Origin of the sequence: Stenotrophomonas sp., assembly GCF_032061965.1 — a bacterium.
Taxonomy (GTDB): domain Bacteria; phylum Pseudomonadota; class Gammaproteobacteria; order Xanthomonadales; family Xanthomonadaceae; genus Stenotrophomonas.
In genome coordinates, this window is record NZ_DAMBEF010000002.1 from 1 (window position 1) to 13,074 (window position 13,074).

Here is a 13,074-nt window from a genome sequence, read left to right on the forward strand (position 1 = left end):
AAGGATCGCCCGGAGCCGATAGTGCGCGCACCCGCGACAAGCCCCGGGTGCGCTGGGCTTACCCGGGCTACAACGGTCTGCCTGTAGTGCCGAGCCATGCTCGGCAAGGATCGCCCGGAGCCGATAGTGCGCGCACCCGCGACAAGCCCCGGGTGCGCTGGGCTTACCCGGGCTACAACGGTCTGCCTGTAGTGCCGAGCCATGCTCGGCAAGGATCGCCCGGAGCCGATAGTGCGCGCACCCGCGACAAGCCCCGGGTGCGCTGCGCTTACCCGGGCTACAAAGGTCTACCTGTGTAGTGCCGAGCCATGCTCGGCAAGCGCCCAAGGAAAACGCAAGCCCAGCCAGCCCTTCACCAACGGCTACTCAAGGCTTCGCTTCACGCTCCCGCAACTGCTTGATATAGGTCAGCTCGTTGTTGGCCACCTTGCTGCCGGGCTCCAGCTTCAATGAATCCTCATAGGCGCTTTGGGCTGCTGCCAGATCGCCCAACTCGATCAACGCATAGCCAGTACCACGCAGCGCGAGCGCCTGCGCATAGGCTGCTTCCGGATGCGTGCGGGTCAAGACCAGCGCGCGCTGGTAGCTATCCAGTGCCCCCGCCCAGTCCCGCATCATGTTGAGCGCGACGCCGCGTTCGGTCAGTGGTTCAGGCTCATAAGGCGCGGTCTCATGGGCCCTGTCCAGCCAGCGCAGCGCCTGCGCCGCGTCGCGTAGTTCCACCGCGATATAGCCCAACCGAATGTAAACATTGGCGCAGGACGTATCCAGCCAATCAATCGGTTGGCCATCGCCATGGTCGCGCAGATACAACTCGTACTGGCGTTGGGTGCGGAAGCTCAGCGAGCGCCGCCCCGGGGCGGCCCGGTACTGGTCGCACTGGCGGGCGGCGTCAAGCATCAGCGCCTTGGCCTGGTCGTGCTCGCCCTTGAGGCTGAGCGCGTTGGCTTCGTCCACGACGCTACGCAGTTCCTTACCGAGAGCTGGCTCGCCGGGTTGGGAGTAGATCTGCGACGTGGTCAGCTGAATCGGATCAGGGGCGTCCTGTGCGATTGCGGGCGTGAAGGGCAGGGTGAACGCAATCCACAGCAGATGGCGCATGCGAATCCTTGCGTAGCGGCGTTGCGGCCAGCCTAGCCGGAGCTTTCGCGGATCGCTAGGGGGCCGGTCAGTCGCGGGGCGCCATCGCCAGGATGGCCAGTTGCTGCTGCGCCTCCTCGTTGCCGGCAGCGGCCGCTGCCTGCACCTGGGCCAGGTCCGGATGCTGCACGACCAGTACCGGAAACTCGCACTGCGGGCAGCTGTATTCGGTCTGCTCGTCGTGCAGCTCCATCTCCATCTGCCGGGAGTTGCCCTTCCATTCGCAGGCGGGGCAGTTGTGCACGTCGTCGCGCCAGCCGGGTTGGTAGTAATCGTTGACAGTGATGGTCATGGGCAATTCTGGAAAGAGGCGTTGGAAGTGTAGCCCCGGCAAGCGTCAGCGCGCCCGGGGCTACGGTTGCGCAGCGCCTGCGATCAGTGCAACAGCACCAGCGTGGCCAGGCCGAGGAAGGTGAAGAAGCCCATCGAGTCGGTCACTGCGGTCAGGAAGATGCCACTGGCCAAGGCGGGATCGAAACCGAAGCGCTTCAAGGTCAGCGGCACCAGTACGCCGGCCGAAGCAGCGAACAGGAGATTGAAGGTCAGGGCGACGGCGATCACCAGCGATAGCCCCGGCATGTGGAACCAGGCCAGCACGATCAGGCCCAATACCGTACCGAGGAACAGGCCGTTGAGCAGGGCCACCCGCAGCTCTTTCCAGAGCAGGGTGCGGGCATTGGAGGCACCGACCTGGCCCAGCGCCAGGCCGCGGATCATCAGTGCCAGCACCTGGGTGCCGGCGTTGCCGCCCAGCCCGGCGACGATCGGCATCAACACCGCCAGTGCCACCAGCTTGTCGATGGTGCCTTCGAAGTGGCCGACCACGCTGGAGGCGAGGAAGGCAGTGCACAGGTTGATCGACAGCCACATCAAGCGGCGCCGCATCGCGCGCCAGACCGGACTGAACAGGTCCTCGTCCTCATCCAGACCGGCGGCGCCCAGCACCTGGTGCTCGGCCTGGCCGCGGATGATATCGACCACGTCATCGATGGTGATACGGCCGATCAGGATGTTGTTGTCGTCCACCACCGGGGCGGATACCCAGTCATGGTCGGAGAATTGGCGGGCCACTTCGTCGGCGCTTTCGCCCACGTCGATGGCCGGTTGTTCGTCGTCGATCAGCCGGTTGATCGGGGTGGTGTCTTCGTGGGTGACCAGTGAGGCCAGTGACAACCGGCCCAGGTACTGGTGGCGGCGACTGACCACGAACAGGTGATCGGTGTGGTCGGGCAGCTCGCCGCGCAGGCGCAGGTAGCGCAGCACCACGTCGACGTTGACGTCGGCGCGCACGGTGACCACGTCCGGGTTCATCAGGCGGCCGGCGGTGTCTTCCGGGTAGGACAGCACCTGTTCCAGACGCTCGCGGTTTTCGCGGTCCATCGACTTGAGGACTTCGTCGATGACGGTGTCCGGCAGGTCTTCCACCAGGTCCGCAAGGTCATCGATGTCCAGGTCTTCGACCGCGGCGATGATTTCGTCCGGGTCCATGTCCGCCAGCAGGCTTTCGCGCACGTCGTCGCCGACATGCACCAACACCTCGCCATCGTCCTCGGCGTCGACCAGCCCCCACACCACCTCGCGCTTGCCCGGTGGCAGCGATTCGAGCAGGTTGCCGATCTCGGCAGGCGACAAGGTGTTGACGAGACGACGTACCGGCCCGAGCCGGCCACTATCAAGCGCATCGGAAAGCAGTCGCAGCTGGCGTGCGGTCTTGTCGTGGCGTACGGCTTCGGCCATGCGCAGCTCCCGGGTGTGTGATGGCCGCTAACCGGGGCAGCATGCACCAGCGGCGGTGTTGAGCCCGTCATTATCGCGTGCAAGGTACATGCTTTGCACACGCTTTTTGCGCATCAGTCCAGCGCGGTGCCTGCTATCCAGCGTTCGATGCCGCGGCGGTCGCGTGCGGCCAACAGTTGGGCAGCCTGGCCGCGCAGTGTGCCCAGGTCCAATGCACGGATTGCACGGCGCACTTCCAGCAAGGTGCCAGGGTGCAGGCTGAACTCGGTCAGGCCCAACGCCAGCAACATCGCGGTCATGCGCGCATCGCCGGCGATCTCGCCGCATACGGCCACCGGCGTCTCGTTGCGCTGGGCGGTGTCGATGACGTGGGCCAGCAGGCGCAGCACCGCCGGGTGCAGGGGAGAATACAGCTCGGAGACGGCTTCGTTGTTGCGATCGGCGGCCAGCAGGTACTGCACCAGGTCATTGGTGCCGATCGACAGGAAGTCGACCTGGTCGATGAACGTGTCCAGCGCAAAGGCTGCAGCAGGCACCTCGATCATCGCCCCGACCTGGATGTTGTCGGCCACCTCATGGCCTTCGTTGCGCAGCAGTGCGGCCAGGCGCGACAGCCTCCGGCGCACCGCCATGATCTCCTCGCGGGTGGTCAGCATCGGGATCAGGATACGTACCGGCCCGTAGCCGGAGGCGCGCAGGATGGCACGCAGCTGGGTATCGGAGACCTTGGGCTTGGCCAGTGACAGGCGCACGCCACGCAGGCCCAGCGCCGGGTTTTCCTCGCTGCCCATCACTAGCCCGGTGCGGTCGGCCTTGTCCGCGCCCAGGTCCAGGGTGCGAATGGTGACCGGGCGCCCGCTCATGCCCAGCACGGTGTCGCGATAGATGCGGAACTGCTCGTCTTCGTTCGGCAGCTGGTTGCGCTGCAGGAACAGGAATTCGGTGCGGTACAGGCCGAGTCCGCGTGCGCCCAGGGCATGCGCCTGCAGTACATCCTCGGCGGACTCGGCATTGGCCAGCAGTGTGATCTCAACCCCGTCGACAGTGCGGGTGGGCTTGCCGCGCAGGCGGCCCAGCTCGCGCTGCTCGCGTGCCAGTTCACGCTGGCGCGCGCGGTACTGGCGCAGGTCGGCCGGGCCCGGGTCCAGCACGATCTCGCCGCTGGCGCCATCGACGATCAGGACATCGCCATCGCTGACCTTCTGCAGCACGGCGCTGGCGCCCACCACCAAGGGCATGTGCAGGCTGCGCGCCAGGATGGCGCTGTGCGAAAGCACGCTGCCTGCACTGCTGATGATGCCGACCACGCCCTGCGACTGCAGTTGCGCCAGTTCGGACGGGGCCACGTTCTCGCAGACCAGGATTTCCCCGGCCAGTCCCTTCACCGTGGTGGTGCGCTTGTGCAGGAAGGAATGGATGCGGCCGATGACATGGTCAAGGTCATCCAGGCGGCTCTTCAGGTACGCGTCCTCCATGCCTTCGAACACCTGGGCAAGGCGGTCACGCTGTACGCGCAGGGCATGGCTGGCGCTGTAGCGCTTGCTGCGGACCAGTTCGTCCAGCGCGCTGAGCAGCTCCGGGTCGTCCAACAGCATGGCGTGCAGGTCGAGGAACTCGCCTACTTCGGCCGGCAGTGCGCCCTGCAGGCGCGTGCGCAGCTCGCGCATTTCCGCGCGTGCGGCGTCGGTGGCGCGGTGCAGGCGTTCCAGCTCCTGTTCCACCGCCGCGGCGGTAATGCGTTTTTCGCCCACATCCTGCACATGCGGCAGGCGTACGCGGGCGCGGCCCAAGGCGGTACCGCGTGATGCCGCCAGCCCCTGCAGCCGCGTCACGGCTGGTGCTCCCGGAGGGAGTGATCAGGGGGCAGGGCGGCGACCGGCATCAGTTGTCCTCGTCGAAGCGGCGCTCGAACAGGGCGGTGACGGCTTCCAGTGCGGCGGCCTCGTCTTCGCCGTCCACGCGCACCGTCACCGGCGTGCCCTGGGCAGCGGCCAGCAGCATCACGCCCATGATGCTCTTGGCGTTGACTTCGCGGCCCTTGGCCAGCAGCGTGGCGTTGGCGCGGAAGCCGGACAGCACCTGCACCAGCTTGGCGGTGGCGCGGGCATGCAGGCCCAGCCGGTTGGAAACTATGAGTTCTTGTTCAAGCATCGTCAGTGATGACTCCATTGCGGGCGCCCGCCGCCGCAGTGGCGGGCAGTTGGTCCAGTCCCTGTTCCGGATAGTTCATTACCCGCAGCAGCATCGGCAGGTTCAGTGCCGACACGCGTCGCACCGGGGTGCCCAAGCGTGCCAGGCGGCCCGCCAGGTTGCTGGGGCTGGCACCGTACAGGTCGGTCAGCACCAGCACCCCTTCGTCGCCTTCCACCCTGCGCATTGCCGCCGAAGCCGCTGGCAGCAACGCGTCCAGATCGGCGTCGAACGGAACTTCGAACGCCTCGGCTTTCAGTGGCAATTGCCGCAACAAGGTTGTCGCCACTTCCAGTAGGGAAGTGCCGACACCAGGGTGAGTTACAAGGAGAATGCCGCAGGTCATTACTGAACGTTAACAGGTCAGGGCAAGTCCGCGATAGCGCTGAAATCTGTCTTCAGTGTGCCATTCAGCACGGGGGTATCTGCGCCGGGCAGCTGGGGCTCAGTCCTGTTCCCGATGGAAGGTGGCCACGTCCTGCCAGCCGGTTTCCCGGGCATGCCGGGCCAGCCGTTCGGCGAGGTAGACCGAGCGGTGCTTGCCGCCGGTGCAGCCGAAGGCGATGGTCACGTAGCTGCGGGTTTCGCTGCCGAGCTTGGGCAACCAGGTATCCAGCAGATCCTGCAGCTGGGCCACATAGCGTATGACTTCGGGCTGGGTATCCAGATATTCGCGCACTTCGCGGTCGCGACCGGTCAGCGAGCGCAGCTCGGGGTCCCAGTGCGGATTGGGCAACACCCGTGCGTCGAAGACGAAGTCAGCCTCGGCCGGTACGCCGCGCTTGTAGGCGAAGGATTCGAACAACAGCGACAGCTTGCCCTGCTGCGCCAATGCGAATTCGGTGATCACCCTGCGGCGCAGCTGGTGCACGTTGAGCCGGGTGGTGTCGATGACGGCATCGGCTTCGTTGCGCAACGGCGCGGTCAGTGTCCGCTCGTGGGCAATCGCCTCGGGGAGGGACAGGCCCAGCTGGCTCAGTGGGTGACGCCGGCGCGTGTCGGCGTAACGGGCCAGCAGGGTGTCGTCATCGGCCTCGAAAAACAGCAGGTGGGCGTCGATGCCGTAATCGTTGGCGATCTTGCGCCATTGCCCGAGCTGGCTGAGGTCGTTGCGGCCACGCACGTCGATGCCCACCGCCAAACGGCGCGGCGCACCTTCGTGGCGTTGCCCAAGCACGTTGCGCACGAAGTCCGGCAGCAGGTTCACCGGGATGTTGTCCGAGCAGTAATAGTCCAGGTCTTCGAAGGTCTTCAGCGCGACCGATTTACCCGAACCGGACAGGCCGCTGACGATGACCAGGACCGGCGACAACGGGGTGTTCATTGGCTGCGTTGCTCCAACAGGTTGCTATGGCGGGCGATGAACATCGCCGCAGGATCGATGCCCTTGGTGCGCAGGATATGCAGGCGCGTGGCGGCCTCGGTAAGTACCGCCAGGTTGCGCCCCGGCATGACTGGCAGGGTAATCAGCGGTACGTCCAGGTCCAGCACGTGGCGCTTGCCCGAGTCGCCAGTCAGGCGCTCGTAACCATAGCTGCTGGGCTCGGTCATCGGCTTGGTCAGGTGGACGATCAGGCGAAGATACTTGTTCTTCTTTACAGAAGTATCACCAAACATCTGTCGGACATTCAGCACGCCGAGCCCGCGGACTTCCAGCAGGTCCTGCAGCAGCTCGGGGCAGGTGCCATCCAGTACGTCCGGTGCGATCTGGGTGAATTCCGGTGCGTCATCGGCCACCAGGCGGTGCCCGCGCGAGAGCAGTTCCAGCGCCAGTTCGCTCTTGCCCGAACCGGCTTCGCCGGTGATCAGCACGCCGATGGAATAGATCTCCATGAACACACCATGCAGGATCACGCGTGGTGCAAGGGTGCGGGCAAGGTGGTAGCTGAGATGGTTGAGCAGTTCATGGCCGCGGCGGGGGGAGACCCACAGCGGCGTCTGCGACTCGTCGGCAGCGGCGCGCAGGTCTTCCGGGCAGCCATGGCTCTTGGTGATCACCAGCGCCAGCGGCCGGGCCTGGATGATGCGTTCGATCACTTCCCAACGCTGCCGTGACTCCAGCGAGTCCAGCCAGGTCAGCTCCTCGGTGCCGAGGATCTGCACCTTGTTGGGGTAGATGGTGTTGAGGTAGCCGGCCAGTGACGGCCGCCGTGAGACCGTATTGCCGGCCTCCAGCTCGCGTTGCGCACCGCGTTGGCCGGCGACCCAGCGCAGCTCCAGCTTTTCGCGTTGCTGATCGAAGAGTTCCTGCGCCGTAATGCTGGTATTCATCCGCTGCGGGCCTGTTGCGGGTTGGAGAAGATGTGTTGCAGGGCGTCGGCATCCGGTGCGTCGCGCAATGCCTGGCGGATACCGGGGTCGGAGAACATCTCCGCCAACTCCGACAACAGCATCAGGTGTTGGTGCGTGTAGTGCTCGGGGACAGCCATGGCAAATACCAGGTCCACCGGTTCGTCGGTGCCGAAGTCCACCGGCTGCTGCAGGCGCAACAGGGCGCCACGCGGTTGCTGCAAGGTGGCGGAGCGGCCATGCGGGATGGCGATGCCATGGCCGATGGCGGTACTGCCCACGCGTTCGCGTTCGCGCAGGCTTTCAAAGAGGCTGTCGGCCCCGGCTTCGCGGCAGGCGAGCAGACGGGATGCGGCGAGCAGGGTGCTGTCACGGTCGGCGGCCGAAAGTACCTGGGTACTGACGGCCGCCATGAGGTCGGTCAACGGCATGTGGGGTGCGGATGATGGCGGCTAGGCGCCATTGTCGCGCAGAGCATGCGAAGCATGGGGAAGATTCTTTTCCTTGTGCTTGATGACCAGGCGGTCAAGCTTGTCGGCCAGGACGTCGATGGCCGCATACATGGTGGGCTCGGCGGCGTCTGCGTGCAGGGTGCGGCCGGGGAGGTTCACCGTGGCCACGACCAGATAGTCGGGTTTGCGTGTGGACAACTGCACCCGCACTTCGCAGTGCTGGTCAAAGTGGCGGCCCAATCTTTCCAGCTTTGTTTCCACGTACTCCTTCAAGGCGGGCGTGACTTCAACTTGCTGGCCATACGTCTCGATACGCATCGGATTCCTCCTGTGGTTCGGGTTGCCGTCATGAACCCCTTGCCCACCCTGCGAAGCTTCAAGCAATACGTACGCGTTCGTGGGAGGCAGAGATGTTCATGGCTTCACGATACTTCGCCACGGTGCGTCGCGCTACCGGTATGCCACTGGTTTTGAGCATCTCGGCAAGCTTGGCGTCAGAAAGCGGCTTGCGCGGGTTCTCCGCGTCGATCAGGTTGCGGATCATCGACTGGATGGCGGTACTGGAGGCCTCGCCGCCGCCTTCGGTGTCGATGCCCGAGGCAAAGAACGCGCGCAAAGGCAGCGTGCCGCGCGGGGTGCGCACGTATTTGCGGGCAATGGCACGGGAAATCGTCGATTCGTGCAATTCCAGCTCGCCGGCGATTTCACGCAGCGTTAGCGGACGCAGCGCCTGCTCGCCGAATTCAAGGAAGCCGGCCTGGTGCTGCAGCAGGCTATTGACCACGCGCAGCAGGGTTTCCCCACGCGCCTCAAGGCTTTTGAGCAACCAGCGCGCCTCTTGAAGCTGGGCGCGCAGATAGCTGGCATCGGCATCGCCGCAGCGGCGGATCAGTTGTTCGTAGCCGCGGTTGATCACCACCCTGGGGCCGGCATGGCCTGCCAGCGCGCAGCGCCACACGCCGCGCTGGCGCCAGATCACGCAATCGGGCACCACGTAGTTGTCCGAGGACAGTTCGCCCAGCTGCTTGCCGGGGCGGGGGTCCAGTGAGCGCAGCAGCTGCACGGCCTCTTCCACAGCGGGCACGGCTTGCTTCAGTTCGTGCGCGATGCCGGCAATACCGGCGCGCGGCAGCCGTTCAAGCGGGCCCTCGGCGATCCGTCTGGCCAAGGCCATGCCGGGTGTATCGCAGGGCAGGGTATCCAATTGCAGGGCCAGGCACTCGCCCAGCGAGCGGGCCCCAACGCCTGCCGGGTCGAACCGCTGCACCTGCCGCAGCACGGCGATGATCTCGTCCTCGCCCGCGTTGATTTCAGGACGCAGGGTCTCGCTGATGGCCGACAAGGGCTCGCGCAGGTAACCGTCTTCATCCAGCGCATCGATCAAGGCTACGCCGATGGCGCGGTCGCGGGCACTCAGGTGGGATAGATGCAGCTGCCACAGCAGGTGATCGGCCAACGTGTCGGCTTCGGCGGCCTGTTCGCGATCGTTGCCGTCCTCGTCGTCGAACGAGCCGCTGCGCGCGCTGGACCAGTCTTCATCGACGCCTTCCTGGATACCATCCCAGTCTTCGCTGTCGGAATTGATGTCGCCCTGGGCCGGATCGGCGGGGCTATCGTCGTTGCTGGCGCTGGCGGGGCCGTCGTCTTCGCCGCCATCGTTCTCTGCCCATTCCAGCAGTGGGTTGGTTTCCACCGCTTCGACCAGCTCCAGCTCAAGTTCGGTGGTGGACATCTGCAGGAGGCGGATGGCCTGACGCAACTGCGGCGTCATGACCAGGTTCTGCCCCATCGATGTCTGCAGCCGAGCCTTCATGCCTGTTCCGTCCGGGAAGGGGAAGCCAATGCCGCCCCGTCGTCGGACTCAGAGGGTGAAAGCGTCCCCCAGGTAGACGCGACGAACGTCGGAATTGGCCAGCAGTTGTTCCGGCGCTCCCTGCGCAAGAACCATGCCTTCAGCGAGGATATACGCCCGGTCGCAGATTCCCAAGGTCTCGCGCACGTTGTGATCGGTGATCAGGACGCCGATGCCGCGTTGCTTGAGGTGGGTCACGATGCGCTGGATCTCACCGACCGAAATCGGGTCAACGCCGGCGAAGGGTTCGTCCAGCAGGATCAGGCGCGGCTTTGCCGCCAGTGCACGGGCGATTTCGCAACGCCGACGCTCACCACCGGACAGGCTGGCGCCGGCCTGGTCGGCAACGTGGGTGATCTGCAGTTCTTCCAGCAGCGAGGCCAGTTCGCGCTCGCGGCCTTCCGCATTCAGGTCTTCGCGCAGTTCCAGCACCAGGCGGATGTTGTCCGCCACGCTGAGCTTGCGGAACACCGAGGGTTCCTGCGGCAGGTAGCCCACGCCGAGCTTGGCGCGGGTGTACATGGCGTCGGCGGTGATGTCCTGGCCATCGAGCACGATGCTGCCGGCATCGGCGGCCACCAGGCCGACGATCATGTAGAAGCAGGTGGTCTTGCCGGCACCGTTGGGGCCGAGCAGGCCCACCACTTCACCGGCCTCCAGGGTCAGGCCGAAGTCCTTGACGACTTCGCGGTTCTTGTAGCGCTTGCGCAGGCCTTGGGCGACGAGCATTACTTCTTGTCTCCCGACGCTGCCGGCGCCTTGTTCTTGGGCTGGATCACGGTACGCACGCGGGTACCGTCGCCGCCGCTCTGCATGGCGCCGGTGCGGGTGTTGTAGACCATGCGCTGGCCGGCATTGGTGCCGCGCTCGGATTCAACGTTGTAGTTGCCGGACAGGATGATCACTTCGCTGTTGACGTTGTAATCCATGTTGTCGGCGCGGGCGTTCATCCAGGTGTTGTCGTCCATCTGCTGCTTCAGGCGTGCCTGCTTGCCGCTGAGGATCACGCGCTCGGTTTCGCCACCGCGCTGGATGACGTCGGCGCTGTCGGCATGGATTTCCAGCGAACCCTGGGTGATCACCACGTCACCGCGGAACTGGCACTTGCCGTTGTCGCTGAAATCGCAGTCGTTGTGATTGGAGTCGATGGTCATCGGCTGGTTGCGGTCCGATGCCTTGGACCATGCCAGGCCAGGTGCGAGCAGGGCGGCGAGCAGGGTGATCGACGCGAGCTTAGCGGGCAGCATTGGGTTCATAGCGGGTCTTGACCTGGGAAAGGAGAGAGTACTGCTTGTTCTTGAGGTTGGTCTGGAAACCAACGCCGGATTGGACCAGGCCGGGGCGGGTCATGGTGACCTGGCCGTCGGTGCGGGCGATGTCCTGCTTGGGCAGCACGTCCAGCGCGGCGGTGCGGAAGGTGGTAGGCGGGGTCTTGCCATCGGTCGGGCTGTCACCGGCGACATTGCCGCGCAGGCGTACTTCTTCGCCCTTGGCACTTACCCAGCCGGTATCGGCACGCAGCCGCCAATGGTTGCCGGCCTCGTCGGGCAGCAGGAACAGCGGCTTGGTGATGGTGGAGGTTTCGTCCACCCGGCTGCGTTCCATCGACGGTGCGCGCAGGGTCATCGATTCCTTGCCGTCCTTGCCGAGGGTGATGATTTCAAAATCGCCCAACACATAGTCCGAACGCCCCTGTTCGGCGGCAGTCGGCACCACGTTGGCACGGTTGCGCCAGGCCGACCAGCCACTGGCCAGTGCGGCGATCAGCAAGGCCACGCCGATGACGGTACGCCAACTCATGCGCTGTACCTCGCCAGGACGGCGTCCAGCTTGCCTTGCGCGGCCAGCAGCACGTCGCACAATTCGCGCGCGGCACCGCGCCCGCCCTTGCTGGCGGTCTGCCAATGCACGCGTTCGGCGATCCAGGGGTGGGCATCTGCCGGGGCCACGGCCAGGCCCACCGCGCTCAGCGGGGCCAGGTCGGGCAGGTCATCACCGAGGAAGGCAACCTGGTCCAGGCCAATCCCGTGTTGCTCGCACAGGGCGCGCACGCTGGCCAGCTTGTCGCCCACCGCGATCTGGGTGTCGATGCCCAGGTCGGCGCCGCGCTTCTGTGCCGACAGGCTGTTGCGGGCAGTGATCAACACCGGATGGATGCCGTGCTGCTGCAACAGCTTCAGGCCCAGGCCGTCCTGCACGTAGTAGGCCTTGCTCTCGTTGCCGGCGTGGTCGTAGTAAAGGCGGCCATCGGTCAGCGTGCCATCCACGTCAAAACAGGCCAGACGGATGCCGGCGGCCTTGGCGTGCAACGTTGGAGGGAACTTGTCGAGCGGGGTATAGGGCATCTGCAGGCGGTCCGTTGCGGCTGGCCGGGAAGGGTCCCGGAACGGGTCATTGTGCGGGGTTTAAACCACTTTTGCCCGCAACAGGTCATGAATGTTCAGGGCGCCGACCGGTCGATTGGCCCCGTCCACAACGATCAAACCGGTGATTTTGTGCTTTTCCATCAGGCGTGCGGCTTCCACCGCCAACTGGTCGGCGCTGATCGTGCGCGGGTTGTGGGTCATCACCTGGGCGATGCCGGCTGCCCGCACATCGATGTCCGTATCCAGGGCGCGGCGCAGGTCACCATCGGTGAACAGCCCCACCAGACGGCCGCCGGCGTCAACCACCGCGGTCATTCCCAGGCGTTTGCGGCTCATCTCCATCAAGGCCTGGCTCAGGCTCGCGTCTTCACGCACGCTGGGCAGTTCGTCGCCGCCATGCATCACGTCGGTGATGTGCAGCAGCAGGCGTCGGCCCAGGCTGCCGGCCGGGTGGGAACGGGCGAAATCATCGGCGGTGAAGCCGCGGGCGTCGAGCAGGGCCACCGCCAGCGCATCGCCCATCGCCAACGAGGCGGTGGTGCTGGAGGTGGGGGCCAGCGCCAACGGGCAGGCTTCATGGTCGACGTTGACGTCCAGGTGCACTTCAGCTGCACGGGCCAGGCTGGATTGCGGCTTGCCGGTCATCGAGATCAAGGCGTTGCCCTGGCGCTTGAGCACCGGCAGCAACATCAATACCTCGTCCGATTCGCCCGAATAGGACAGTGCCAGTACCACATCATCCTCGGTGATCATGCCCAGGTCGCCATGCCCGGCTTCACCCGGATGCACGTAGAACGATGGCGTGCCGGTGGAGGCAAGGGTGGCGGCGATTTTGCGGGCGATATGCCCCGATTTGCCCATGCCGGTGGTCACCACGCGACCGCGCGAGCCCAGGATCAGGCGGCAGGCGCGGGCGAAATCGTCGCCGATGCGGCCGCCAACGCGGTCCAGCTCATCGCGCTCGATCTCGAACACCCGACGGCCGCTGGCCACCAGATCGGTGTCCTGCAGCATGTCCAGGGAAAGCGGGGAAGCAGCCATGCGGACG

General features: G+C 65.4%; 16 protein-coding genes. All 16 read right to left on the reverse strand.

Annotation, left to right across the window (positions count from 1 at the left end; genetic code table 11):
• Positions 1 to 366: 366 nt before the first annotated feature.
• The 16 genes from RT460_RS01225 to RT460_RS01300 all read right to left on the reverse strand — a co-directional run bounded on the left by RT460_RS01225 (position 367) and on the right by RT460_RS01300 (position 13,067).
• Positions 367 to 1,101, reverse strand: a complete 735-nt coding sequence (locus RT460_RS01225) for a hypothetical protein (RefSeq protein WP_313316672.1) — start codon at positions 1,099 to 1,101, stop codon at positions 367 to 369.
• A gap of 67 nt (positions 1,102 to 1,168) precedes the next feature.
• Positions 1,169 to 1,432, reverse strand: coding sequence for a hypothetical protein (locus tag RT460_RS01230; RefSeq protein ID WP_313316673.1), 264 nt, complete (start codon positions 1,430 to 1,432; stop codon positions 1,169 to 1,171).
• Positions 1,433 to 1,515: 83 nt separating this feature from the next.
• Entirely contained in the window at positions 1,516 to 2,877 is a 1,362-nt protein-coding gene (gene mgtE, locus RT460_RS01235; RefSeq protein ID WP_313316674.1) for a magnesium transporter, read from the reverse strand.
• Between the two features lie 113 nt (positions 2,878 to 2,990).
• A complete protein-coding gene (gene ptsP / locus RT460_RS01240; protein WP_313316675.1) occupies positions 2,991 to 4,709 on the reverse strand; it encodes a phosphoenolpyruvate--protein phosphotransferase in 1,719 nt (572 codons plus the stop codon).
• Positions 4,710 to 4,758: 49 nt separating this feature from the next.
• Positions 4,759 to 5,028: an HPr family phosphocarrier protein gene (locus RT460_RS01245; RefSeq protein ID WP_313316676.1), complete on the reverse strand. Its 270-nt coding sequence runs from the start codon at positions 5,026 to 5,028 to the stop codon at positions 4,759 to 4,761.
• Positions 5,021 to 5,413: a PTS fructose IIA subunit family protein gene (locus tag RT460_RS01250; protein ID WP_313316677.1), complete on the reverse strand. Its 393-nt coding sequence runs from the start codon at positions 5,411 to 5,413 to the stop codon at positions 5,021 to 5,023. Before RT460_RS01250 ends, RT460_RS01245 begins: the two co-directional genes overlap by 8 nt.
• Positions 5,414 to 5,512: 99 nt before the next feature.
• Positions 5,513 to 6,391 (reverse strand): RNase adapter RapZ, encoded by an 879-nt coding sequence (gene rapZ / locus RT460_RS01255; protein ID WP_313316678.1) that lies wholly within the window; start codon positions 6,389 to 6,391, stop codon positions 5,513 to 5,515.
• Entirely contained in the window at positions 6,388 to 7,338 is a 951-nt protein-coding gene (hprK, locus tag RT460_RS01260; protein ID WP_313316679.1) for an HPr(Ser) kinase/phosphatase, read from the reverse strand. The genes rapZ and hprK overlap by 4 nt, the downstream gene beginning before the upstream one ends.
• Positions 7,335 to 7,787, reverse strand: a complete 453-nt coding sequence (locus RT460_RS01265) for a PTS sugar transporter subunit IIA (protein WP_313316681.1) — start codon at positions 7,785 to 7,787, stop codon at positions 7,335 to 7,337. Before RT460_RS01265 ends, hprK begins: the two co-directional genes overlap by 4 nt.
• A 21-nt stretch (positions 7,788 to 7,808) precedes the next feature.
• Positions 7,809 to 8,126, reverse strand: a complete 318-nt coding sequence (gene raiA / locus RT460_RS01270; protein ID WP_293706260.1) for a ribosome-associated translation inhibitor RaiA — start codon at positions 8,124 to 8,126, stop codon at positions 7,809 to 7,811.
• Positions 8,127 to 8,184: 58 nt separating this feature from the next.
• Entirely contained in the window at positions 8,185 to 9,621 is a 1,437-nt protein-coding gene (locus RT460_RS01275; protein ID WP_313316682.1) for an RNA polymerase factor sigma-54, read from the reverse strand.
• Between the two features lie 48 nt (positions 9,622 to 9,669).
• Positions 9,670 to 10,389, reverse strand: coding sequence for an LPS export ABC transporter ATP-binding protein (lptB, locus tag RT460_RS01280; protein ID WP_313316683.1), 720 nt, complete (start codon positions 10,387 to 10,389; stop codon positions 9,670 to 9,672).
• Complete coding sequence (gene lptA, locus RT460_RS01285) at positions 10,389 to 10,916, reverse strand: lipopolysaccharide transport periplasmic protein LptA (RefSeq protein WP_313316684.1); 528 nt, start codon at positions 10,914 to 10,916, stop codon at positions 10,389 to 10,391. Before lptA ends, lptB begins: the two co-directional genes overlap by 1 nt.
• Positions 10,894 to 11,460 (reverse strand): LPS export ABC transporter periplasmic protein LptC, encoded by a 567-nt coding sequence (lptC, locus tag RT460_RS01290; RefSeq protein WP_313316685.1) that lies wholly within the window; start codon positions 11,458 to 11,460, stop codon positions 10,894 to 10,896. Before lptC ends, lptA begins: the two co-directional genes overlap by 23 nt.
• Positions 11,457 to 12,005, reverse strand: coding sequence for an HAD hydrolase family protein (locus RT460_RS01295; RefSeq protein WP_313316686.1), 549 nt, complete (start codon positions 12,003 to 12,005; stop codon positions 11,457 to 11,459). The genes lptC and RT460_RS01295 overlap by 4 nt, the downstream gene beginning before the upstream one ends.
• Positions 12,006 to 12,065: 60 nt before the next feature.
• Positions 12,066 to 13,067, reverse strand: a complete 1,002-nt coding sequence (locus tag RT460_RS01300; RefSeq protein WP_313316687.1) for a KpsF/GutQ family sugar-phosphate isomerase — start codon at positions 13,065 to 13,067, stop codon at positions 12,066 to 12,068.
• Positions 13,068 to 13,074: the final 7 nt, after the last annotated feature.